Annotated in this window: 21 protein-coding genes; 7 read left to right on the top strand and 14 right to left on the bottom strand. The window is 74.3% G+C overall.

The features are described from left to right. Nucleotides 1-259 precede the first annotated feature (259 nt). The 3 genes from DQ240_RS01430 to DQ240_RS01420 form a co-directional block, all read right to left on the bottom strand. A complete protein-coding gene (locus tag DQ240_RS01430; RefSeq protein ID WP_113837833.1) occupies nucleotides 260-4,489 on the bottom strand; it encodes an alpha-(1->3)-arabinofuranosyltransferase family protein in 4,230 nt (1,409 codons plus the stop codon). A 21-nt stretch (nucleotides 4,490-4,510) separates the two neighbouring features. Next, complete coding sequence (locus DQ240_RS01425) at nucleotides 4,511-5,482, bottom strand: porin PorA family protein (protein ID WP_158548474.1); 972 nt, start codon at nucleotides 5,480-5,482, stop codon at nucleotides 4,511-4,513. Nucleotides 5,483-5,730: 248 nt separating this feature from the next. Further along, entirely contained in the window at nucleotides 5,731-6,456 is a 726-nt protein-coding gene (locus DQ240_RS01420) for a bifunctional 2-polyprenyl-6-hydroxyphenol methylase/3-demethylubiquinol 3-O-methyltransferase UbiG (protein WP_113837831.1), read from the bottom strand. 92 nt (nucleotides 6,457-6,548) lie between these two features. On the opposite strand from DQ240_RS01420, the gene DQ240_RS01415 reads away from it, so the two are divergent. The 3 genes from DQ240_RS01415 (at nucleotide 6,549) to DQ240_RS01405 (ending at nucleotide 9,770) form a co-directional block, all read left to right on the top strand. Further along, on the top strand, nucleotides 6,549-7,859 hold the full coding sequence (locus DQ240_RS01415) for a glycosyltransferase family 4 protein (RefSeq protein WP_369831991.1): 1,311 nt from the start codon (nucleotides 6,549-6,551) through the stop codon (nucleotides 7,857-7,859). 31 nt (nucleotides 7,860-7,890) lie between these two features. Then, nucleotides 7,891-9,147, top strand: coding sequence for a polysaccharide biosynthesis protein (locus DQ240_RS01410; protein ID WP_113837830.1), 1,257 nt, complete (start codon nucleotides 7,891-7,893; stop codon nucleotides 9,145-9,147). 221 nt (nucleotides 9,148-9,368) lie between these two features. Next, complete coding sequence (locus DQ240_RS01405; protein ID WP_113837829.1) at nucleotides 9,369-9,770, top strand: cupin domain-containing protein; 402 nt, start codon at nucleotides 9,369-9,371, stop codon at nucleotides 9,768-9,770. A 67-nt stretch (nucleotides 9,771-9,837) separates the two neighbouring features. On the opposite strand, the gene DQ240_RS01400 is transcribed toward DQ240_RS01405, so the two are convergent. Together DQ240_RS01400 and fabG are read right to left on the bottom strand one after the other, a co-directional pair. Continuing rightward, on the bottom strand, nucleotides 9,838-10,461 hold the full coding sequence (locus DQ240_RS01400; RefSeq protein ID WP_233498400.1) for an SGNH/GDSL hydrolase family protein: 624 nt from the start codon (nucleotides 10,459-10,461) through the stop codon (nucleotides 9,838-9,840). Nucleotides 10,462-10,519: 58 nt separating this feature from the next. Beyond that, nucleotides 10,520-11,281, bottom strand: coding sequence for a 3-oxoacyl-ACP reductase FabG (fabG, locus tag DQ240_RS01395; RefSeq protein WP_113837828.1), 762 nt, complete (start codon nucleotides 11,279-11,281; stop codon nucleotides 10,520-10,522). A gap of 630 nt (nucleotides 11,282-11,911) precedes the next feature. On the opposite strand from fabG, the gene DQ240_RS01390 reads away from it, so the two are divergent. From DQ240_RS01390 to DQ240_RS01375, 4 genes are all read left to right on the top strand, one after another. After that, nucleotides 11,912-12,742 (top strand): glycosyltransferase, encoded by an 831-nt coding sequence (locus DQ240_RS01390; RefSeq protein WP_113837827.1) that lies wholly within the window; start codon nucleotides 11,912-11,914, stop codon nucleotides 12,740-12,742. Further along, on the top strand, nucleotides 12,739-14,190 hold the full coding sequence (locus DQ240_RS01385; RefSeq protein WP_233498399.1) for a glycosyltransferase family 4 protein: 1,452 nt from the start codon (nucleotides 12,739-12,741) through the stop codon (nucleotides 14,188-14,190). Before DQ240_RS01390 ends, DQ240_RS01385 begins: the two co-directional genes overlap by 4 nt. A gap of 94 nt (nucleotides 14,191-14,284) precedes the next feature. Further along, complete coding sequence (locus DQ240_RS01380) at nucleotides 14,285-15,412, top strand: DUF4185 domain-containing protein (protein ID WP_113837826.1); 1,128 nt, start codon at nucleotides 14,285-14,287, stop codon at nucleotides 15,410-15,412. 154 nt (nucleotides 15,413-15,566) lie between these two features. Beyond that, entirely contained in the window at nucleotides 15,567-17,198 is a 1,632-nt protein-coding gene (locus DQ240_RS01375; RefSeq protein ID WP_113837825.1) for an acyltransferase family protein, read from the top strand. Between the two features lie 55 nt (nucleotides 17,199-17,253). Here the strand turns inward: DQ240_RS01375 and DQ240_RS01370 are convergent, their stop codons facing one another. The 9 genes from DQ240_RS01370 to DQ240_RS01330 all read right to left on the bottom strand — a co-directional run bounded on the left by DQ240_RS01370 (nucleotide 17,254) and on the right by DQ240_RS01330 (nucleotide 22,785). Further along, the gene (locus DQ240_RS01370; protein ID WP_113837824.1) at nucleotides 17,254-17,673 is read right to left on the bottom strand and encodes a DUF350 domain-containing protein; all 420 of its coding nucleotides are present in this window, start codon (nucleotides 17,671-17,673) and stop codon (nucleotides 17,254-17,256) included. Nucleotides 17,674-17,713: 40 nt separating this feature from the next. Then, complete coding sequence (locus DQ240_RS01365; protein WP_113837990.1) at nucleotides 17,714-18,160, bottom strand: ATP-binding protein; 447 nt, start codon at nucleotides 18,158-18,160, stop codon at nucleotides 17,714-17,716. A gap of 26 nt (nucleotides 18,161-18,186) precedes the next feature. Next, nucleotides 18,187-18,450, bottom strand: coding sequence for a hypothetical protein (locus tag DQ240_RS01360; protein WP_113837823.1), 264 nt, complete (start codon nucleotides 18,448-18,450; stop codon nucleotides 18,187-18,189). Nucleotides 18,451-18,503: 53 nt separating this feature from the next. Next, nucleotides 18,504-19,913 (bottom strand): AI-2E family transporter, encoded by a 1,410-nt coding sequence (locus DQ240_RS01355; protein WP_233498398.1) that lies wholly within the window; start codon nucleotides 19,911-19,913, stop codon nucleotides 18,504-18,506. Nucleotides 19,914-19,984: 71 nt separating this feature from the next. Further along, a complete protein-coding gene (locus DQ240_RS01350; RefSeq protein ID WP_199588962.1) occupies nucleotides 19,985-20,386 on the bottom strand; it encodes an ankyrin repeat domain-containing protein in 402 nt (133 codons plus the stop codon). Beyond that, a complete protein-coding gene (locus DQ240_RS01345) occupies nucleotides 20,383-21,144 on the bottom strand; it encodes a dienelactone hydrolase family protein (protein WP_113837822.1) in 762 nt (253 codons plus the stop codon). The genes DQ240_RS01350 and DQ240_RS01345 overlap by 4 nt, the downstream gene beginning before the upstream one ends. Nucleotides 21,145-21,180: 36 nt before the next feature. Beyond that, nucleotides 21,181-21,741: a hypothetical protein gene (locus DQ240_RS01340; RefSeq protein ID WP_113837821.1), complete on the bottom strand. Its 561-nt coding sequence runs from the start codon at nucleotides 21,739-21,741 to the stop codon at nucleotides 21,181-21,183. Between the two features lie 80 nt (nucleotides 21,742-21,821). Next, the gene (locus DQ240_RS01335) at nucleotides 21,822-22,295 is read right to left on the bottom strand and encodes a hypothetical protein (RefSeq protein WP_113837820.1); all 474 of its coding nucleotides are present in this window, start codon (nucleotides 22,293-22,295) and stop codon (nucleotides 21,822-21,824) included. Nucleotides 22,296-22,317: 22 nt separating this feature from the next. After that, the gene (locus DQ240_RS01330; RefSeq protein ID WP_113837819.1) at nucleotides 22,318-22,785 is read right to left on the bottom strand and encodes a PPOX class F420-dependent oxidoreductase; all 468 of its coding nucleotides are present in this window, start codon (nucleotides 22,783-22,785) and stop codon (nucleotides 22,318-22,320) included. Nucleotides 22,786-22,826 lie beyond the last annotated feature (41 nt).

Raw genomic sequence — 22,826 nt, 5'->3', positions numbered from 1 at the left:
CCGTGACGGGCTCCGCCGGGGCCACGGTGCGCTGGTCGGTGACGATCGTCGCCATGTCGTCGTCTCGGGTCAGGCGGTCGCGAGGAGCACCCGGGTGGGCCCGACCTCCGCGACGGTCACCGTGACGTGGCCACCCCCCGACCCGACGACGTGTGCCCGCATGCAGCCCCTCCTCGACACGACGGCGCATGCGCCACAACCCGGGCGACGATACCCCGGCTCCGGCCGCCGACGATGCTGACGCGCCCCTGCGGTCGGGCTATCCCGCGGCGGGTGTCCCGGTGCGGGTCCTCCGCCGGAGCCGGGGTCCGTGGGCCGGGAGCGCGGCCGCGGCGACCGCGGCCAGCGCCGAGACCGCGAGCACCTGCCGGGCGGTGCCCGTGCCCTCGGGTACGGCCAGCAGCAGCACGCCCGAGGCGAGCAGCGCCATCGCGGCCGAGGCCCCGAGGACCGCCGGACGCCAGGTGCCCACGCACCGGCCCACCAGCCAGAACAGCGCCATCGCTGCCACCCCGACGCCGCCCCCGATGGCCGCCATCGCGAAGGTGAGCACGACGACGAAGCCGGCCTCCGCCAGGGCCGGCGAGGCACTGGACCGACCCCGCCCGCCCGGTGCGGTCCTCCCGGGGCGGGCGGGGAGAACGGACGCCAGGGCGAGCAGCAGCACCGCACCGCCGCCGCCGGCGAGGGCCAGCCGGTACTGGGTGGCCGGGGCGAAGTCCAGCCGGACGGTGCCCGCCGGTCCGGCCGGCAGCACGTAGCCCTGCTGCCAGCCGTCGACCGTCACCGTCTCCAGCGCCTGCCCGTCCAGCCGCGCCACCCAACCGGGGTTGACGTTCTCTGGGACCACCAGCAGCGTCGGTTCGCTCCGGGCGCCGACCTCGACCGTGCGGTGCTCGGCGTCCCAGCGACTCCGTTCCACCGGCGTGCGGCCTCCGGCGGGGGCGTCCGTCGAGGCACCCTCGCGGGTGAAGGTGATCGACTCCGGGGTGAGCAGGCGGCCGGCCTCCACGCGCACACGGTGCTCCCCCCCGTCGAAGGCCAGCTCGGGAGCGCCGGAGCAGAACTCGAGCGGGATCGGCTGGCCCGTCGACAGCGCGCCCAGGGTTGTCGTCGCCGTGGTCTTCAGCAGCACCACGCCGTCGACGTACACGTCCGGGCCCGACCCGCAGGGCAGGCTCACCGGGGTCTCGGGCGGTGTCACCCGGTTGGGACCGCCCACCTCCAGCTCGCTGACGCCGACACCCAGCGGCTGGCGCCAGAGGGTCTGCGGGTCCACGGACTCCAGCGCGTCGGCCAGCCTGAACGTCACGGACAGCCGATCGGTGGTCACGGGAGGGAAGCGGACGACGCCGTCGTCGTCCAGCCGCATGGTCCGCCGCAGGCCCCTGCCGTCGTCGACGGTCACCGCGCTCGGCACGGCCGCGGCCGTGCCCGGGGAGGTGACGACCCGCACCGAGTCGATCGACCGGACCTCGCCGAAGGTGATGGTCAGCGTCGGGCTGTGGTCGTCACCGGAGGCCACCCACGTCGTCGACGGGTCGCCGTCGATCGCAGCCGCCCCGTTGCCCCGCGGGTCGCTGACCGCGCTGCTGCTGGCCAGGACCGCCGGGAAGCCCCGCACGTACGCCAGCAGGGCGTCGAACTCGGGTCCGAGGCGGGGCAGCGCGGTCGCGGTGAGCCCGTAGTCGCCGGCTCCGACGGTGTTGAACGTACGGTCCAGGACGAGGCTCTCCTCCGCCGCGCGGACGAGGGCGGCCGCACACCGGGGTGCGCCGGCGGCGTCGACGACGCAGCCGGAGCGCCCGGGCACGAGATCGAAGGCGAAGGCCTGGACCGGCTCGTCGGCGCGCGGGACGACCACCGTCCGCTGCACGTCGACGCCCGGGAGGTCGACCTCCGCGAGGGAGAACCCGGCGCCCGTGGTGCCGGGTTCGACGACCGCGGTGATGGTCAGGGTGCTGGAGGACCCCTCGGGGAGGGGCAGCACCTGGGTGTCTCCTGTGTCTTCCACCCGGACGGTGACCTCTCCGGCGTCCGTCGTCAGGCGCAGCCGTTCCGGACGTTCGAGGCCCGGGAACGCGCCGAGCCGGACGTCGACGGTCGAGGCGGAGAACGGCTCCTCGGTCCTGAGCCGCCACCACGGCGGCGCGGAGTCCTCGACCCACGGGGCCGGCTGCCAGGCGGTCAGCAGGTCTCCGTCCACCGCCGACATCGGCCCGGCGTCGAGCCGGGTCCCACCGAAGCCGACGGGATCCGAGGCCGAGCTGGAGGCGCTGGGCGTGCCGTTGATGTACGCGACCGCTCCTTCGCCGCCGGCGAGGTCGGGGTCGGTGTAGTCCCGGACCGGGGAGTCGAGCCGCAGGGGGTCCGTCGGGGTCAGTCCGGCCGACGTCGCATCGGCGATGCGACCGAAGTTGCGCTCCCGCCGGACCCACGCGTCACTGACCATGACCGTGTCCACGGACGCGTCTCCGGCGGTCACGGTGGGCTGGTCGGTGATCAGACCGCGGTCCTCCAGCGCGAGGAGGCCGTCCGGGGCACCGTGGACCCCCACGGCCGAGGACAGCGGCGCCGTCCAGGCCGGCGGGGCCGCACCGGCCACGGCGTAGACCTGGATCGCGGGCGCCGGCTCGGTCAACCCGACGTCGACCACCAGCCCGTCCTCCTCCGCGCCCTGATCCAGGACCGGCCCGAACTCGGCCACCGGGGTGATCCCGGGAGAGTTCGCCAGCGCCTGGCGGACGAGGATCGACCGGGTCACGCCCGACACGCTCGTGTCCAGGTCGTTGCGGAGCACGACGTGGGAGAACCCGGCACGGGCCAGGAAGGCACCCAGACCCGGGGACCCCTCGCCGCGCGCCAGCTGCGCCTCGACCGTGTCCAGCATGCGGATGTGTCCCTCCGGGGTGAGAGGGATCTGGTTGCGCACGTCCCAGGCCGTCTGCGCCAGGGGTTGCATCGGCTCGTCGCCGGTGGTCCCCCAGGCATAGGTGCCGAACGACGACCCCGGCACGAGCAGCGCCCTGCCGTCCGGCTGCTGGGCCGCGAGGAAGTCCGCCGTCTGCTGCCAGTGGGCGGGCACCTCCTCGAAGCCGGTCGGCGGCACCAGCCGTCCGGCCAGCGCCGGGGACGCGGTGGCGACCAGGGCCATCGTCAGGGCGGCCAGGAGGGCGCGGCACGCCCAGGCTGCAGCGGGTCGCCGCCGGCCGGCTGCACCCGACCGGTCGGACGGGCGCGCGCGCCGCGAGCGCGCGACCAGGACCGCACCCAGGTGCGCCAGCCCCAGCACCAGCGCCAACCGCAGCATCGGGTCGAACTTGTGGAGGTTCCGCAGGGGCGCGAGCGGCCCGTCGAGGGCGTCGTACAGCTGACCGGCCCACAGGCCGTCGACCGCGGCGAGGTGCCCCATCGACACCAGGGCCACCCCGATCAGGGCGGACACCACCAGCCAGCGCCGCTCGGGCAGGTCACGACGGCAGAACGCGACCAGACCGGCCGCCGCGAGGACCACCGTCGCCCCGGCGGGGAGCGCGTCGTTCACCAGCGACCATCCCGCCGGCCAGGCCGGCCCCTGGACTCCGGACATCAGCGGCGCGATCCAGTGCGATGTGCCGCGCAACACGCTCAGCACGTCGGTGGTCGTGGTCGTCGCCGCCGCTGTCTCGGTGTAGTCCAGGAAGCGGGAGCTGTAACGGCTCAGCAGCAGCAGCGGCCCCGCCCACCACGCGGTGGCCAGCCCCACGGCCAGCACCCACCAGCCGATCAGCCGACGGCGGAGCGGACCGGGCGGGCGGGTCAGGAGGTAGAAGGCGCTCAGCGGCAGGGCGGCCGCCGTCGCGACCGCGTTCACCCCGCCGATGCAGAACACGACCAGACCCGAACGCATCGCGGCCCGCCGGGCCGACCCGTGCCCTGCCACCCCGGCGAGCGGCACGAGCACCCATGGCGCGAGCGCCATGGGGACCAGCTCCACCGAGTTGGCACCCAGCGACGTGATCATCCGCGGCGCCAGGGCATAGGCGATTCCGGCTACCAGTGCGGTGGCCGGGCTGCCGATCCGCAGCCGTCGGGCCAGGGTCACCACACCGAGGAACGCGACGCTGAGCAGCAGGGCCAGCCACAACCGCTGCACCAGCCACGGCGGCAGCCCCAGCACCCGCCCCAGCGCGAAGAAGGGACCCATCGGGAAGAAGTAGCCGTACGCCTGGTTCTGGACCTGACCTGCCGCGCCCTGCGGCTCCCACAGCGACAGGGCCCGGCCGAGGAAGCCGAGCGGGTCGACAGCCAGGTCCAGCTTGGTGTCGCCCACCACCTCGCCCGGCCGCTGCAGGACCGACAGCAGCACGAAGCCCAGGCACACGAGGGCTGCCCGGAACCGGCCCGGCAGGGCGAGGACCCGCCTCAGCCGGGGCGGCGCCGTGTCCCGGAGCCGGGCCGGGTCCGGGAGCGCGGGACCGGTGCGCTCACCGAGCGCGATGGTTGCCATGTCGACGATCCGCCCGAGCGATCAGGCAGCCGGCACGGGCGATCGGACGTCCTGGTCCTCGGTCTGCTCGGCAGGTACGCCGCGGCGGCTGCGCCCGACGAGCAGGGCGCCGAGCCCCAGCAGGACCACCCCGGCGCCCCCGACTCCCCACGGGGAGACGAGCCCGGGCGACTCCTGCTGGTCGATGACCTCTCGCGCGCGGGCCACGGCGCGGTCGGTGCTCTCCTCGGACGCCGTGAACACCCCACCGAGCAGCACCGCTCCAGGAGTTCCGTCCGGGGCGCGCAGGACCGAGAGCGTGTCCTCCTCGGACGAGACGACGATGCCGCTGACCGGCTCCACGAGCAGGCTCCTCGTCGAGCTGTACACGACGTCAGCAGGCGACGTCGGCGCGGTCGAGTCGACCAGCGCTCCTGGCACCGAGACCGCCCTCAGCACCCGCTCGGGGACGACCTGCTCCCACCGCTGGACCTCCAGGCCGGCGAACCGCTCGCTGCCGACGAACCGCACAGGGAGCGACGCCCTGACGGTGTCGTTCCAGAGCCTCAGGTCCTCTTCCGGCGCGGCGACCGGGAAGGTCACCGTCAGTCCCCGGACGTCCATCGGGGTGCCGTCCACCGACTCCGCGGCGCAGTCGACCCCCTCGGCGGTCCGACGATCCAGGCAGGCGGTCGTCGTCGTCGTCGAGATCAGCGTTCCGTCAGCGGCGCTGGTCGTCGTGTCGTACGTCCAGACCGCGGTGTCGTCGTCGGCCTCCCCGGAGTCCTCGTCCCCGCGGACCCGGACCGACACCGACACGTCCTCGGCCGTGCGCTGCACGAGGGTCGCCGGGTCCAGGAAGGTGACGTCGGCCCCGAGCAGTTCGGTCCGGTAGGCCACGTCGAGCGGCAGTTCGGTCTCGCGCGCCGGGGACGAGGCGGGCACGAGGACGGCGGCGGCGAGCGCGACCGACCCGATGCAGCCCAGCGTCCAGCCGACGGCACGTGCCCGCATGCGGCCCTCCTTGTCGGGACGATCGGCGCTCCCCCGGAACGCTCCGGTCACCGCGGTGCGCGGTGGTCGCCGGCCGAGGGATCCCTGCCCCGGCCGCGACGCAGTCACAGCGTTTCGTAGCACGCGGCGGAACGCAGGGACAGCTCGCGCGCGCATCCACCCGAACAGGTGGGTGAACCGGTCACCCCGCGAGCCCGCGGCGGACGACCGAGCACGACCACCACGTCAGGGCCTCCTGCCTCCGGTTCTCACCGTCGCCTCAGCACCAGGAGCAGGTTCCAGCTCACGACCTCACGCAAGCCGGGGACCCGCACGACCCAGGTCGCCCACCACGGGTGATACCTCGGCAGGACCGCGAGCACCTCGACGTCGGGACAGGACCGGGCCCAGCGCACCCCGGCACCCACCGACACGGCGAACAGCGACTCCCCGAAGCGGTTCTTCGCCTCGGCCCCGGTACGGCGGTGGAACCGCCGGCGGGCGCGATGCCCGCCCAGGTAGTGCCACGGAGCCGTCTCGTGTCCACCGTGCGGCGACAGCCACGGCGTGTAGGAGAGGTAGATGACGCCCCCCGGCTTCGTCGCCCGGACCATCTCAGCCGCCATCACCCAGGGTCGGCGTACGTGCTCCAGGACGTTGGACGAGTAGCAGATGTCCACGGCGCCGTCGCGGATCGGCAGCTCCTCGCCGCTGCCCCGCACCGTGCCCGGCTCGGGTTCGCCCCGCGCGGCCATCTCGCTGGCGTCGTACTCGAGCCCCACGTACCTCGCCCCCGCACCGCGGAAGGCGTCGGCGAAGTACCCCGGACCACCGCCCACGTCCAGGACCGTCGCCCCGTCCAGACGCGCCCACTGGGCGAGCTGGTCGACGGAGTCGGCTGCGAGGACCGTGTAGAAGTGCTCGGGGTCGGACTGCTCCTTCCGGAACGCCCGGAACAGCGTGACCGACCGCTCGACGGTGGCCGACCGATTCATCCCTCTTCACTCCATTCACTGCTGTACACCTTCGTGGGAGGGCGCAGTCTGTCAGGCGGCTCGCCGAGCAGCGGTGTACTACTGTCCCGCGGGTGTTCGCCCCACTACCGGAAATCGATGTCCTGTTCGTGAACTGGCGCGATCTCAGTCACCCGGAGGGCGGCGGATCCGAACGGTACGTGCACCGGATCGCCGAGGGCCTGGCGGCTGCCGGGCTGCGGGTGACCATGTTCTGCGCCGCCCACGACCGCGCACCGGCCGACGAGGTGGTCAACGGCGTGCGCATCATGCGGCGCGGCGGGCGGCTCACCGTCTACGCCCGCGCACTCGCCTTCGTCCGGCGGTCCCGCCCGCGGCTGGTGGTCGACGTGCAGAACGGCGTTCCCTTCGCCAGCACGCTCGTGACCCGCTCCCCCGTGGCCGTCGCGCTGTTCCACGTCCACCGCGAGCAGTGGCCGATCGTGTTCGGTCGCATCGGCGGCCGGATCGGCTGGTGGCTGGAGTCGGTCGTCGCCCCGTGGGTCTACCGCCGCACCCGTTACGTCACATTGTCAGAGGCGACGCGGACCGAGCTGGTCGATCTCGGCATCGACGCCTCCCGGATCACCGTCGTCCCCGTCGGCATCGAGCCCCTCCCCGCCGTGACGACGCAGCGGTCGGCCACCCCGGAGCTGATCGCGCTCGGTCGCCTGGTGCCGCACAAGCGGGTCGAGCACGCGCTGGAGGTGCTCGCCCGACTGGGCGACCGCTGGCCGGACATGCGGCTCACCGTCGTGGGCGACGGCTGGTGGGAGGAGCGACTGCGCGCCGAGGCCGAGCGTCTCGGCGTGGCCGATCGGGTGCTGTTCGCGGGCTTCGTCGACGAGCGGACCAAGCACGAGCTGCTCGCGTCGGCGTGGGTCCACCTGTGCCCCTCGGTCAAGGAGGGCTGGGGGCTCGTGGTCAACGAAGCCGGCGGCCACCAGGTCCCCACGGTGGGCTACACCGCCGCCGGCGGCCTGCAGCAGTCGATCGTGGACGGCGTCACCGGCGTACTCGTGGACGACCTGGACCAGATGACCGACGCCGTGGCCCACCTGATCGAGGACGAGGACGCACGCCGCTCCCTGGGACGCGCGGCCGCCCGCCACACCGCCTCCCTGGACTGGCCTGCCTCGGTCGCCTCCTTCGCCGCGTTCCTCGCCCGCAGCGTCCGCGAGTCGTCGGCCGGTGCGCCTCCCGGGTCGCGCCCGGAGGACCTGGTCCGCGCACTGGACCGCATCGCAGCCGGCGTCGGCGCCGGGGAGGTCGCAGCGCCTGGACATCCGGGCGACCGCGACACCGCAGGCCCGACGGACGGAGGCGGCGTGCTCGCCTGGGCACGACCGGTTCCCCCCCTGGCGGCGCGCACTGCCGACCGGTGACGCGGGGCGTGCCGGTGTCCCCGTCGCTCAGGTGACCGTCTCCTCCGCCCGGGGACGACACGCCGCGGCGGGCCCGAGACGGGGGAACACCGCGGTCCCGGCCGCGCTGCTCTCCCTGGCGCTGCTCGGCGTCAACGCCCTTGCCTACGTCTTCACCGTGATGGCGGCGCGCCTGCTCGTACCCGAGGCCTACGGCGAGCTCGCCGCCCTGCTCGGCGTCATGTTCATCGGCGTGGTGCCGATGACCGGCCTGCAGACGGCTGCCGCTCTGACGCTCGGGCGCCGCCCCGCCGATCAGCCCCTGGTCATGGCCCGGCTGCACACCACCGTGCTGGCCGGGGCCGTGGCCGTCGGCGTGGTGGGCCTGCTGGCCGTGGGCCCGCTCGTCTCGCTGCTGCACCTGGCCGGTCCCTCGACGGCCCTCTGGCTGGTCGCCGTCCTGGTCCCGCACACGATGGTCGGCGGATACGACGGCCTCCTGCAGGGCGCCGGTCGCTACGGCCGGCTGGCCATCGTCCACGGCCTGTTCGGCGTGGCCAAGACCGGCGGCGGCATCACCGGGCTCCTCGTGGGCGGCACTCCCGAGTCGGCGCTGATCGGCATGGCCCTCGGCTGCACTGCCAGCGCGGTCCTGGGCTGGCTGGTCACCGGCCGGCCCGGCGTGGCCCGAGGGGTGAGCCCGCACGTCCGCGCCGCGGCCCGGGCATCCGGCGCACTGCTGGGGCTGGTCCTGCTGGTCAACCTCGACGTCCTGCTGGCCCGCCACCACCTCCCCGCGGACCTGGCCGGGGAGTACGCCGTGGCCTCGATCTTCACCAAGGTCGCCTTCTGGCTGCCGCAGGGCGTCAGCGTCGTGCTGCTCCCCCGGCTGGCCGACCCCCAGTCGCGGCGGCGGGCGCTGCCCGCTGCGGTCGCACTCGTCGCGTGCACCGGCGCCGTCATCACCGCAGCCACCGCCGGGCTGGGCGCCCGCGCGCTGCCGCTGGTGGGCGGGGCGGAGTACGGAGCCGCCCTCGGCGGCGCGACCTGGGTCTTCGCCCTGCTCGGCACCTTCCTGGCGCTGGCCCAGCTCCTGCTGTACTCCGGCATCGCGGCAGCCGACCGGGTGGCCGGGGTGGCCGTCTGGTGCTTCGTCGCCCTGGAGGCGGTCGCGGTCGAGCTGTTCGTGGCGACCGACCGGCTCACCCTGCTGACGGTGGTCGGTGCCGCGATCGGGGCGAGTGTCGCGCTCGTCGCCACCGGGCTGGTGCGGCTGTGGCGGGCGCATCGGGCCCTGCGCGTCGGCTGACCACGCCCCGTCCGGGCCGTCGCGGCTGCGCCCATGCCGTCACCGACGTCGAGCCGACTGCCGCGGCACCGACCGCGGCGAGCGAGCTGCCGTGGCGCGGTGACCTCCGTCCTTCCCCACGAGTAATCCGGGGGCGCACCGGGCAGGACCAGGGCGTTCGCCGCCCGGACCGGAGCTCCGGGGCGGCAGTCAGGAGCCCACCGCAACGAGAGGAGCCGTCGATGGCCGTCATCCACTACACCATCGCCACCGAGGCCGAGAAGTCCGCCGACTTCCGCCGGGTCCTGTGGACCGGCGAGAAGACCCAGCTGGTGATCATGACCATCCCGCCGGACGGGGAGATCGGCGAGGAGGTCCACGAGGACATCGACCAGATCCTGACCTTCGTCTCCGGCACCGGCGAGGCGCGGGTGGGCGGGGCGACCAGGAAGGTGGCCCAGGGCGACCTGGTCGTCGTCCCGGCCGGGACGAAGCACAACTTCGTCAACACCGGGCCCAACCCGCTGGTGCTCTACACGGTGTACGGGCCTCCGGAGCACGCCGACGGCGCTGTCCACGCGACCAAGGAGGAGGCCGACGAGCTCGAGGAAGCCGGCAAGGACGAGCCGCCGACCTCCGACTGAGACCGGGTGGTCCCCGGCGGAGCCCACCCGGGACAGTGGGCTCCGCCGGCGCTCGGGCGGCCGCCGCTCAGGCGACGACGTCCCGGCGCGCCAGGGCGGCGTCCCGCACGAACGGGAGGACCGCGGCGGCGATGACGGCATAGCCGGCCGACGACGGGTGGAACCGGTCGGCGGCGAACATCGCGGGATCGGTCTCGAACGACCGGCCGACATGCGCGGCCACTGCGGCCACACGGGCTCCGGCTGCCCCGGCCACTGCCTCCTGCCGTCGCTGCAGCTCGGCGGAGGCGGCGCGCACCAGTGGGCGCAACGCCGGTGGGACGAACGGGATGCTCGACATGTCGGGCGCGGGGACCACGACGACGTCGGTGCCACCGGCGCGCAGCGACCGCACGGCGTCGGCCAGGTCGGCGGCTGCGCGGTCCGGCGGGACCAGCCGGGCCAGGTCGTTGGCGCCGACCACGACGACCGCGAGGTCCGGCGCGGGCCCGCCGCGTCGGACCTGGGCACCGAGGTCCGCGGAGACCGCACCGGGGACCGCGCGCACGGTGAGCTCGACGTCGTGGCCGTCCGCGCGCAGCGCCGCGGTCAGCCGAGGCCCGAGCCCGTCCTCGGGTCGGGCGGCCCCGGTACCGAAGGCGATGGAGTCGCCGAGGACGGCCAGGCGCAGCGGCGTTCGGGTCACGGACACGACAACGCCGGCCGGCGGGGCGCGATGCCCGCCGACCGGCGTGATGTGCGTCGGCCCGTCAGGCCCTCGGGCCGCCCGCGGCGTAGACGACCTGACCGGACACGAAGCCGGCACCCTCGCTCACGAAGAACGACACCAGGTGGGCGATGTCCTCGGGCTGGCCGACCCGGGCCACCGGGATCTGCGAGGCGTTGTACTGGATGAAGTCGTCGAATCCGACGCCGAGGCGCTCGGCGGTCGCCTTCGTCATCTCGGTCTGGATGAAGCCGGGCGCGACCGCGTTGGCGGTGACCCCGAACTTGCCCAGCTCGATGGCGAGGGTCTTGGTGAAGCCCTGCAGCCCGGCCTTGGCCGTGGAGTAGTTCGCCTGGCCGCGGTTGCCCAGCGCCGAGGTCGACGACAGGTTGACGATCCGGCCCCACTTGGCGTCGATCATGTGCTTCTGGGCAGCGCGCGTCATGAGGAAGGCCCCACGCAGGTGGACGTTCATGACGATGTCCCAGTCGCTGTCGCTCATCTTGAACAGCATGTTGTCCCGCAGGACGCCGGCGTTGTTCACCAGGACGACGGGCGGGCCGAGCTCGGCTGCGATCCGGTCCACGGCGGCGGTCACCTGGTCGGCGTCGCTCACGTCCGCGCCGACGGCCAGGGCCCGTCCACCGGCGGCCTCGATGGCCTCGACGGTGCTCTTGCCCGCCGCCTCGTCCAGGTCCACCACGGCGACGGCGAAGCCGTCCGCGGCCAGCCGCTGCGCCGTGGCCGCCCCGATCCCGCGGGCTGCACCCGTCACGATCGCCACGCGGGGCTGTGCGTCGGTCATGTCGCTCCTTCTCCTGCCGGCGCCACACGCGCCGGTCCTCCCCCATGGGTCGCCGGTCACCATACTTCTGCCTCCGCGCGGGCGCCGGGGGGACCACGGCGGCGGCGGGACGGGCCGTCGCAGGACCCTCGCGGGGCGGTCGCGAGGGCGTCGTGGCCCGACCGGCCAGCTCGACGCAGGGCCGCGTGCCCGCCGGATCGGCGGCGAACGACCGGGCCGCCGGCGGGACGCTCGGGAGCCGGAACGGGGCAGCGAGAACGACCGGCGTGACATCGCTGCAGGCCAGGGGTTGACCCGGGCATGAGACGCGCCTCATATTAACGGCCTCGCGACCACGGGGGCCGCTTTCCTCATTCGTCCCCGACAGCTGAGGAGGCGGGGGACGTGCGCTGGAGTGCTGCGGATCCCCCGATTGGCGCCCCGACTCTTCCGGCCGCACCATTCCGTCCCGCAGGTCGCACCGTGCGACCCCGGCCTCACCCTGCGTCCGGCACGACCGCGGGCAGCACGGCGCCGGCCCGCCGACACCACCGGAGCGCGTCATGGCTCCTCGTCCGTCGTTGACAGCCCCCGACCCCTGCACGGAGGAACCGTCACATGACTAGAAGCGCACCCCCGGGCGACATAGCCATGGACGTCCGGGCCCCGCTCAGGCGTCCGGTCCTGGTCCCCGTGCACGGCGGCCGGGCGACGTCCACCGTGTCGCGCTCCGAGCAGCCGTCGGCCCGCGCCGCCCGACCGGTCGACCTCGAGGTGTCCATCCCGGCGTACAACGAGGCCGGCCGACTGCCGCGCACCCTGGAGCGCACCGTGGAGTTCCTGGCGCAGCAGCCGTGGAGCGCACGCCTGGTGGTGGTCGACAACGGCAGTTCCGACGGGACGGCCGACGTCGTCCGAGCCCACATCCGCACGTCCGGCAGCAAGGTTCCCGTCGAGCTGGTGGGCTGCGCACGGCCGGGCAAGGGCGCCGCGGTCCGCCGGGCCCTGCTGCACAGCCGTGCCCGGTTCGTGGGCTTCTTCGACGCAGACCTCGCCACGCCGGTGGAGACCCTGTCCATCGCGATGCAGCACCTCGAGGCAGGTGCTGCCGCCGTGGTGGGGTCCCGGTACACCGCCGGGGCGCAGTTCGTGCACGCGCAGCCGGCGAGCAGGCGACTGGGTGGGGCAGCGTTCCGGCTGATGACCCGCAGCCTGGTCAAGGGCGTCCAGGACACGCAGTGCGGCTTCAAGTTCTTCGAGCGCGCCGCGATCGTCCCTGCGCTGGTCAGCTGTCGGACCTCCGGTTTCGCCTTCGACGTCGAGCTACTCCGCCACCTGCAGGAGGCCGGTCTGGACATCGTCGAGGTCCCGGTGGCCTGGAGTCACGCGAGCGGATCCTCGTTCTCGCCCCTGAAGGACGGCATGTCCGCGTTCCGCACCGTCCTCCAGCTGCAGCGCTGCGCGATCGGCCGCGCCTCGTGAGCGACCACTCGGCCGCCCTGCGCGGCATGCGCCTGCTCGTCCTCAACTGGCGGGACGTCCGCCATCCTCTCGCCGGAGGCGCCGAGCAGTACATGCACGAGATCGGCAAGCGATGGGTCGCCTCCGGCGCCCACGTCACCTGGCTCACGGCGGCTGTGCCCGGTCAGCCCGCGCGCGACCGGCTGGACGGGATGCACGTCGTGCGTGCCGGCGGGGAGCTGTCGGTGTACCCGCGGGTCGCGGCCCGCCTGCTGAGGCTACGAGGTCACTTCGACGCGATCGTGGACTGCCAGAACGGCACGCCGTTCTTCTCGCCGCTGTTCGCCGGCCGCCGTGCGCCGATCGTGCAGATCGTCCACCACGTGCACCAGGACCAGTTCTCCACGCACTTCTCCGCGCCGATGGCCGCCCTGGGGCGGTGGCTGGAGGGGCCGGCGGCGCGCCGGGTGTACGGCCGACGGCCGATCGCCGCCGTGTCCCCGTCGACCCGTCACGAGTTGCGCTCCCGGCTCGGCTACCGGGGCCCGATCTTCGTCGTCCCCAACGGGACGGTCCCCCTCCCGGCGGACACCACGCTCCGCGCCCCCGATCCGACCATCGTCGTGGTCAGCCGCCTGGTACCGCACAAGCGCATCGACCTCCTGCTCGGTCATCTGGGCATGGTCGCCGATCAGGTGCCGGGGCTGCGCGTGGAGATCGTGGGGGACGGGCCGGACCGGGCCCGCCTGCAGAGCCTCGTGCACGAACTCGACCTGCACTCGACCGTGACGTTCCACGGGCGGGTGTCGAACGAGGCCCGGGACCAGCTGCTCGCGAGCGCCTGGCTGACGACCTCCACCTCGCAGGCGGAGGGGTGGGGGTGCACGATCCTCGAGGCGGCGGCCTGGGGCGTCCCCTGCCTGGCGCTCCGGGTCCCCGGGGTCCGCGACTCGGTGCTCGACGGTGAGACCGGCTGGCTCGTGGACGACGCACGCCACCTCGGTTCGGCGCTGGTCCGCGCGCTGAACGAGCTGCGTGACCCCGTGCGGGCCGAGGCGGTCGCCGACACCTGCCGGACCTGGGCGGGGTGCTTCTCTTGGGACCGCAGCGCCAACCTGCTGGCCGGCATCCTCCACAGCGAGATGGCCCGGATGCGGGAGTCCGCACCGGCTTCGTCCGTCGAGCATCGGGAGGCACGGTCGGACATCGCGGTCCTCGCCGTGTCCGACCAGCGGCAACCCGACGTGCAGGCACGGCTGCGCACCGTCGACGAGGTCGTGCACTTCGGCGACCGGACCGCCGTGATGCTGAACGGGTGCGACGAACCCGCCGCCACGGCCGTGCTGCGCCGTGTGGGGATGCAGGCGGACTCCCTCCAGTTGGTGGACAACCGGCTCATGCTGGCCGGACCCGCAGCTCCGCTGGCACCGGAGCGGGCCCTCGCCCAGCTGGGCCTCGACACCGCCTGACCGATGCGGGCGACCGCCGGGCCCGTCCCGGCGGTCGTCCACGCGTCAGCCACCGACACGACGCCGGTGACGCCGACACCGGACAGGAGCGCCGATGTCCTCGATCTCGCGGGCCCGGACGCTCCTGGCGGTCACCGGGAGCGTCCTGCTCCTCACGCTCGCCCTGGTCCCCGCCGTGACCTCCGGTGGCCGGGAGAGCGCGTGCCTGTACACCGGCTCCCTCAACACGGTCGAGGAGCTCGACACCTTCATGACCGACGTCCTGCACACCCCGCTGTTCCAGGGCGGGGACGTCGGTGCGAGCGTGGAGCTGAGGGACGGTCGCGACCTGTTCGTCTTCGCCGACACGCTCCGGAGCGCACCCTTCAGCGGCCGGCAGCTGATCCGCAACTCGATGCTGCTGTTCGACGGCTGGTGTGCTCGCGTGGTCCCGTCCGACCACGGTGGAGCCGTCATCCCCGACCGCGGGGACGTCGGCTACTGGCCCATGTCCGCGGTCTACGCGGGCCGGGACCTCCTCGCGGTGACGGCTCAGCGGGTGCGGTCGACCGATGCCGAGGCCGACGGCGTGTTCGCCTTCGAGATCCTCGGCCCGTCGGTCGCGTTCTTCGCCGTGCCGGCGGGCGACCCGCCACGCCTGCTCGGCGTCCGGGACCTGGGGCCGGACGTCGCCGACACCACCCGGCCCGTCTGGGGTGCCGCGACCGCCGCCGCGGACGGCTGGCTGTACCTCTACGGAACCGCCCGACCGCCGACGGGGACGTACGGCTTCTCCCTGCAGGTGGCGCGCACCCGGCCGGCCGCCCTCGTGGACCAGGAGCAATGGGAGTACTGGGACGGCAGCGACTGGCAGACCGATCCCAGTGCGGCGGTCGAGTTGATCCACGCCTGGGGAGGTGTCTCCCAGACCCTCAGCGTCTTCGAGGCGGGTGGACGCTGGTACGCGGTCAGCAAGCGGGGCGAGGTCCTGGGCACGGACATGACGATCTGGTCCGCGCCCGCACCCACCGGTCCCTTCTCGGTGGCCTCCACGGTGGCGCAGATCCCCTCCGACGGAGCGACCGGGACGCTGCAGTACATGGCTCTCGCCCACCCGGCCCTGCTGCCCGAGCCGGGGTCGGTGGTGGTGTCCTACAGCCGCAACAACACGGACCTGGGGACCGTCCTCGACGACCCGCGGCTGTACCGGCCCCGCTTCCTCCGCGTCCCCCTCCCAGGATGACCACGCAGCCGGGAGAGGGCGAGGGAAGGACACGCAGCGTGACCTGGCGACGATCCCCCGCCTCAGCACCGGCTCCTGCGGTTCCGCTGGGGCCCCTGACTGGTTACCCTGCGTCCCGGCCCGTACGGGGCGGGCCTGGTGGACGGAGGGTTCGATGACGGCATCGGCATCGCTGGACGGTGGGGCGCTCGGAGCCACCGAACGCGCGTTCCCCGCCCTCGACGGTATCCGCGCACTGGCCGCCACGACCGTCGTCGTCACCCATGCCGCCTTCTGGACCGGCGACCACACCGGCGACGCGGTCGGCCGTGTGCTCGCCCACCTCGACGTCGGTGTCGCGGTGTTCTTCGTGTTGTCCGGCTTCCTGCTCTTCCGCCCCTTCGCCCACGCTGCGACGCGGGGAGAACGCGCCCCGAGCGCAGGCGCGTACCTCTGGCGGCGGGCGCTGCGGATCCTCCCCCCCTACTGGCTCGCCGTCGCCGCGGCGCTGATCCTCCTGCCGGCGAACGACGGTGCGGACCGCAGCACCTGGGTGCGCAATCTGGCGCTGGCGCACATCTACGACGACGGCGGCTTCTCCGTGGGTCTCGAGCACACCTGGAGCTTGTGCGTCGAGGCCGCCTTCTACCTCGTGCTGCCGTTCCTCGCCTTCGTCCTCCTGAGCATGTCCCGCAGGCACGGCCTGCGGCCGTGGCCGACGCTCGTCGGCCTCGGCGTCCTCACCGTCGCCGGAGCGGCGTACCTCTACGGGGTCTGGATGGGGGACGTGGAGTTCGTGCCCACCAACCTGTGGCTCCCGGCCTTCGCCGGGTGGTTCGCCGGCGGCATGACCCTCGCGCTCCTCAGCGTCAGCGACACCGAGTGGGGCCCCGTCCGGCTCGCCCGGCGGCTGGGGTCCAACCTCGGCCTCTGCTGGGCCGCCGCCGCAGTCCTGTTCGGTCTCGCGTGCACTCCGCTGGCCGGCCCCTACAGCTTCGGCGTGTCGACGCCGGTCGAGGCGGTGACCCGGAGCCTCCTGTACATGGGGACCGCGCTGCTGATGGTGCTCCCCCTCGTACTGGCCGGCCCTCACGAGGGTCCGGTACGCCGGGCCCTGTCGAGCAAGCCGGCCCGGTACCTGGGTGAGATCTCCTACGGGCTCTTCCTGTTCCACCTCCTGGTGCTGGTGGGTCTGTACGACACCCTGGACGCCACGATCTTCACGGGAGACCTCTGGCTGGTCGCCCCGATCGTGTGGCTGGCCTCCGTCGCCGTGGCCGCGTTGGTGTACGTCGGGGTCGAGCGGCCGGTTCGGCGCTGGCGCTCGCTGGTGTCGGACCCCGCGAGCGCCGGGGTTCCCCGCCGGGACGGCCGGGCACCGATCGCGACGACGGGCACCGACGACCGGCGACCCGGATCTGAGACGCGTCCGACGGAGCGCTCCACCGCGACGCTGCACGAGCTGGCGCGCGTGGGAGATGCCGAGCGCCTGGCCGCACGGCTGGATGCCGGCGCCTCCGTGGACACGAGGAACGACGACGGCGACAGTCTGCTCATGATCGCGGCGGCTCAGGGGCATGCCGGGACCGTCGCCCTCCTGCTCGCACGCGGGGCTGACCACTCCGCTGTGAACGATCGCGGCCAGACGGCACTGGGCCTCGCCGTCTTCCGCCAGTCGGCCGAGACGGTCCGTCAGTTGCTGGTCGCCGGCGCCGACCCGGACGCCGGCGGGCCGAGCGCCCGCGCCACCGCGTTCTACTTCGGCCTGCCCGACATGACTGCACTGCTGGAGGGCGCTCCTCGCTGAGGAGGTCGCTGCTCGTCCCCGCTCCCGAGCTCGCCGGCCGGGGACGGTCGCCGCGTCAGGGCCAGATGCTGGCGACGATGATCGCGGCCACCGACAGCTGCGCCGCGGCGCTCACCAGGCTCGCCGGGTGGAACTGCGGCTCGGTCAGGTGGACACCCAGCCGTCCGGGGGTCACGAGGTCGAGCACCACGAAGGCCACGGCCTGCAGCAGCACCCCCAGGACACCGAAGACGACGGTGTAGCCCAGCGCCTCGCCGAAGCCGCTGGTCGCGTTGGTCCAGATGCTGGCGAAGGCGATCGCGCCCTGGCCGAGGAATCCCGCGGCCAGGGTGATCGCCGCGTTGATGGAGCGGTGCTCGTAGATGTGCCGCCCCAGGTGCCCCGGGGTGAGCAGGTCGAGGGCGAAGAAGCCCAGGACGAGCAGCGCGATGCCCACGCCGGTGTAGGCGACGGCGTAGCCGATGCTGGCCAGCATGGGGCGGGGACCTCCAGGACGGGGACGCGGCCCCATGTGTCTACCGCACCGGCCCCCGCGGCGACGCGGGCGCACCCCGGTCGGGGGCGTGTCGGACGACGTCCACCCGGTCGAACCCCTCCGCCGCGGTCGGCGGCGCGAAGCGTGCGCGGGTGGCGGCGAGGCCGACCTCGGGGACCCGGGCCGTCCCCGTGCGGGCGGCGTTCCGGTCCGCCGCGACGCTCGGCGGGGTGTCCACCCACACGGCGCGGACGGGCACGCCGGCGGCGCGGGCCGCGGCCACGAGGGGCTCGCGCTCGGCCGGGGACGGGTTGGTGTTGTCGACCACCACGCTGCGGCCGGCGGACAGCAGTTCGGCGACCACCCGCTGCTGGCGCGCCTCGCGCCGGCGGGCCCTGGGCCACCGGTCCTTGCTGACCACCTCGTGCGTGCCGGCCAGGTGGCCGGCCACCCAGGTGGTCTTGCCGGCACCCTGGAGGCCGACCATCACGACCAGCTCCTGGGCCGGTCCGCTCAGGCGCTCCTCCGCAGCCGGGTCACCGCGGCGTCGTCCTCAAGCGCCGGCCGCGGGGCCGGGTGCTCGACCAGGGCCAGGACCCGGCCGGCCATGAACCGCGCGGTGCGCACCGGGGTGCCGCCGCGGGTGCTCTCGGTGACCTCCACGACGCCGCGGCCGTGGGTCACGTCCACCCGGCGGCCCGCCCGGGTGGCCTCGATCTCGTACGTGCGGGTAATGCCGCCGGCGTCGATCACGACCTCGACCCGATCGCCCTTCATGGGTGCTCCTCTCGACGTCTGGACAACGCCGGCAGGAGCGGCCGCATTCCGGATCAGTCCTGGTCAGCGCCCTGGACGCCGGCCTCGACATCGGGTCCGGCACCGACGCCGGCGCTCTGCGAACGGCGGTGCGGACGCGGGACGTGCGGCCGGGGCACGTGCAGCGCGCGGACCGACGCGAGGGCCGCGCGACGGGCCTGGGCGCGCTGGCGGGCCCGGCTGGTCCGCGGCGCCCGGGGTTCCTCGCGCAGCAGTGCGTCCAGCCAGTGGCCGCGCGGGTCGACGTCCACGAGCAACGCCTTGACCAGCAGGGTCAACGGGATCGCCAGCAGCGCGCCCAGCGCGCCCAGCGCCCAGCCCCAGAACAGCAGGGCCACGAACGTGACGGTCATGGACAGCCCGACGGAGTCACCGACGAAGCGGGGCTGGATCAGCGTCTGGATGACGAAGTTCAGCACCGAGTAGACGATGACGACGGCCCACATGTCCGACCAGCCGCCGTCCAGCAGCGCCAGCAGGGCCGGTGGCAGCAGCCCGAGCACGAAGCCGATGTTGGGCACGTAGTTGGTGATGAACGAGAGCAGGCCCCACAGCAGCGGCAGCGGCACGCCGATGATCGCGAGGGCGATCGTGTCCCCGACCGCCACGAAGAACCCGAACACGGTGCTGACCAGCAGGTAGCTGCGGGTGCCGCGGGCGAACAGCCCCATCGCGATGAGCAGGTGCGGGCGCTCGGCGGCGATCAGCGCCAGGCGCCGACCGAAGCCGCCGGACTCGATGGCGAGGAAGACCAGGGCCGAGAGCAGCAGCAGCAGGGTGGAGGCGGCCTCGGTGAGGCTGGAGAGCAGGCCGGTGGCGACGCCGACCAGCTGGCCGTAGTCGATCTCCGAGACCAGATCGCTGATCTGGCCGGACACCACGCCGGCGTCGTTGAGGTCGTCCTGCACCGACTGCAGCAGGGCGTTGAACTCGGGGGCGTAGTCGGGCAACAGGTCCGCCAGCTGGGCGACGGAGACGACCAGCAGCGCCACGAACGACAGCAGGATCGACCACACCAGCAGCAGCAGCACCGTGGCGCTGATCCACCGCGGGCAGCCGTGCCGCAGCAGCCACCGCTGCACCGGCATCAGCGCGACCACGATGACCAGCGCGAGCAGCACCGGCCCGATCAGCCAGGCCAGGGTGCGGACACCACTCAGCGCGATGGTGGCGGCCGCGCCGCCGACGAGCAGGACCAGCCAGCGCGGCAGTCCGCCGGGAGGTTCTGGAGCGCCCCGGGTCTCCTGCACCTCGGCGGCCTTGGCGACCTCCGCCGAGACCTCCTCGGCGACCTCGGGCGCCGCGACGGCCTCGACGACCGCCACGACTCCGTCGGGCTCCACGGCGTCGGACGTCGGGTCGCCGGCCCGGCGGGCGGGGACGGCGACGGACGCCCCCTCCGGCAGCTCCGATCGGGCCACCATCTGCTCTCCGCTCTCCCCCGTGCGGCCAGCGCCGCGCCCCTGCCCCAGGGTGTCACGCCCCGGTCGTGCGCTCAGCTCCTCGGAGCCTCCAACAGCGCGGTCATCTCCGGGAGCACGAAGAAGGCGGCGGTGTCGCGGGCGCTCGGGCCGCCGCCGTCGGGGTCGGCACCGGCGTCGAGGAGGGCGCGGACGGCGTCGGTGCACTGCCGGAAGACCGCGGCGGCCAGCGCCGTCTGCCCCCGGTCGTTCACCCGGGCGTGGTCGGCGCCGCGGGCGAGCAGGGCCGCGACGGTCTCCGCGTGGGCGTGGTAGGCCGCGAGGATCAGGAGCGTGTCGCCCTTGTCGTTGGTCAGGTTCGCGGGCACCCCCGCATCCACGTAGGCCGCCAGCTCCTCGGTCGCGCCGCCGCGGGCCAGGTCGAAGACCCGGTGGGCCAGCTCGAGGACCTCGGGGTCGATCCCGGCCGAGGTCACGCCGCCCGGTCCGGCGCGATCCGGTCGAGCAGCGCCAGGATGCGGCGCCAGGCGTCGGCCGAGGCCTCGGCCCACTCGTCGGCCGCGCGGTCGAAGAACGAGTGCGGCGCCCCGTCGTAGACGGCCGTCTCCACCTCCGCCCCGGCCGCGCGCATCGCCTCGGCCAGCTCGAGCTGGTCGGCGACGGGCGTGGCGGCGTCGTCCCCCGCGATGAGCATCAGCACGGGCAGGCGGGCCTTCCCGGCGGACTCCCCCACCATCTGCGGTCGGCCGTAGAACCCGACCGTGCCCGCCAGTGGCAGCGCACCCTCTGCCTGCCGCCAGGCGTTGCTGCCGCCGAAGCAGAAGCCCACGGTCACGACGGGGAGGTCGGCCCGCGTGCGCTCCCGCAGGTAGGCGGCGGCCGCGGCGGTGTCGCCGTCGATCCCCTCCGCGGTGGCCTGCGCCATGTGGGTCTTCCAGTCGAAGTCCTGGTCGCGCGTCCCGTGCCCGGCCCGGCCAGCGGTGCGCGCGTAGTAGTCGACCGCCACCGCGGGGAACCCGGCCTCGGCGAAGCGCTCGGCCAGGGCCACGTAGTACGGGTGCAGGCCCCGGACGTCCGGCAGCACGACCACCCCGGCGCGGGCCTCGCCCGCGGGCGCGGCGTACGCGGCGTCGAACTCCGTACCGTCCGCGGAGGTCAGCGTCAGCAGACCCCGCTCGGCGACCTCACCGGCCGACGGCGGAGCGGGCGGGCGGCTGTCGGTGTCGTGGCACATGCCCTCTGCCTACCAGCCGCCCGACGTCCGGGCAGCTCAGGTGTCGGCGGCGGCGTCGGCCGCCCCGGGGGCACCGCCGAAGACGCGCGCGGCGACCTCCCGGCGAGCGTCGGCCAGCCACTTGTGCTGGTCGTCGGCCTGGGCGACCAGGCGCTCCAGCAGCGCGCGGTCCAGGCGCGGCTCGACGGCGGCGAGTTCGAGCAGCGTCTCGAAGCCGGCGCGCTTGGCCAGGACGGCGGTCGCGATGAACTCGAACTCGACCAGGTCGCTGAGCGGCGAGCGGGAGAACAGCCGGCCGTTGAGCTTGGCCCGCGACAGCTTCTCGGCCACCCAGGTGCCCAGCTGCTTGTAGGCGCGCACCGGGATGCCCAGCGCACCGGCCATGGCGACGTGCGCCGACCGCTCCTCCCGCAGCTCGTCGAGCAGCTGCTCGAGCTTCGGCTCGTACGGCGTGCCGCTGTGCCGCGACAGCATCCGCGAGACCAGCTCCACCCCACCGGTCGCGGCCGCGAGGTGGTCGTTGACGTAGATCCCGAGCAGCTCGGCGTTGCGGAGCCCGCCGGAGGCGGCGGACCCGGTGGGAGTGGGCTCGGACACGGGGCCTCCAGGGGGCGGCCGGACACGGACCCGCCCATTCTCGCCGCCCGATGATCACCCCGCTCGGTGGCGGCCCCCACTCAGGCCTCGGCGCGGGCCAGCAGGCGCGTGGCGGTGGGGCGCAGGTCGCGCTCGAGGTCCCAGCCGCCGGCGGTCAGCCGCTGCCCCACCGCCTGCCGGCTCACGCCCAGCTCCGCGGCCGCCGCGGCCTGGGTGCGGCCGGCGACGAGCAGGTCGACCGCGGCCCACGCCGCGGCGCTGCGGCGCGCCACCAGGACCGCGAGCGCGGAGAGCACCGCCTCGGCGTCCTGCGCCTCCGCCGGCTGCGGCCCGCGGACGGCGACCCGGCCGGGACGGCGGGCGGCCACCACCAGAGCGCGGGACGCGGCGAGCACGGCCGGCCCACCGCGGCCGGGGGCCCCGCTCAGGAGCCCCGCGCCGACGCCGATCGGCCGCCGGCCCGCCCGCACCAGGCGCAGCACCGCCTCGACGACGCCCCCGGCGTCGGCCAGGACGACGTCCTCCTCGCCGGCGACGCTGAGCACGAACGGCACGCTGCGCAGCGTGCGGCAGGCCTCAGAGCTTGTCGAGCACCTCGGCGGGGAAACCGCCCGTGGCGATCGGCCCCCACGCGTCGACGGTGATCCGCAGCAGCGACTTGCCCTGCTTCGCCATCGCGGCCCGGTACTCGTCCCAGTCGGGGTGCTCGCCGCTGATCGACCGGAAGTACTCGACGAGCGGCTCCAGCGCCTCGGGCAGGTCCAGCACCTCCGCCGTCCCGTCCAGCTGCACCCAGGGCCCGTCCCAGTCGTCGGACAGGACGCACAGCGAGACGGCGGGGTCGCGGCGGGCGTTGGCCACCTTGGCGCGCTGGGGATAGGTGGAGACCACGACCCGGCCCTCGGCGTCCACTCCGCAGGTGACCGGCGACAGCTGCGGCCCTCCCGAGCCGCGGCGGGTGAGCAGAACGGCCTTGTGGCGGGGGCGGAGGAAGGTCAGCAGCGCGTCGCGCTCGACCCGGTCGGCGGTGGCGGCTCGGGGCATGCAGGTCACGGTAGTGCGACGTCACAGCCCCGTCGTCCGGT

The sequence above is a fragment of the Blastococcus sp. TF02A-26 genome, assembly GCF_003319125.1.
Lineage (GTDB): Bacteria > Actinomycetota > Actinomycetes > Mycobacteriales > Geodermatophilaceae > Trujillonella.
This window is presented reverse-complemented; position numbering and strand designations above follow the sequence as displayed.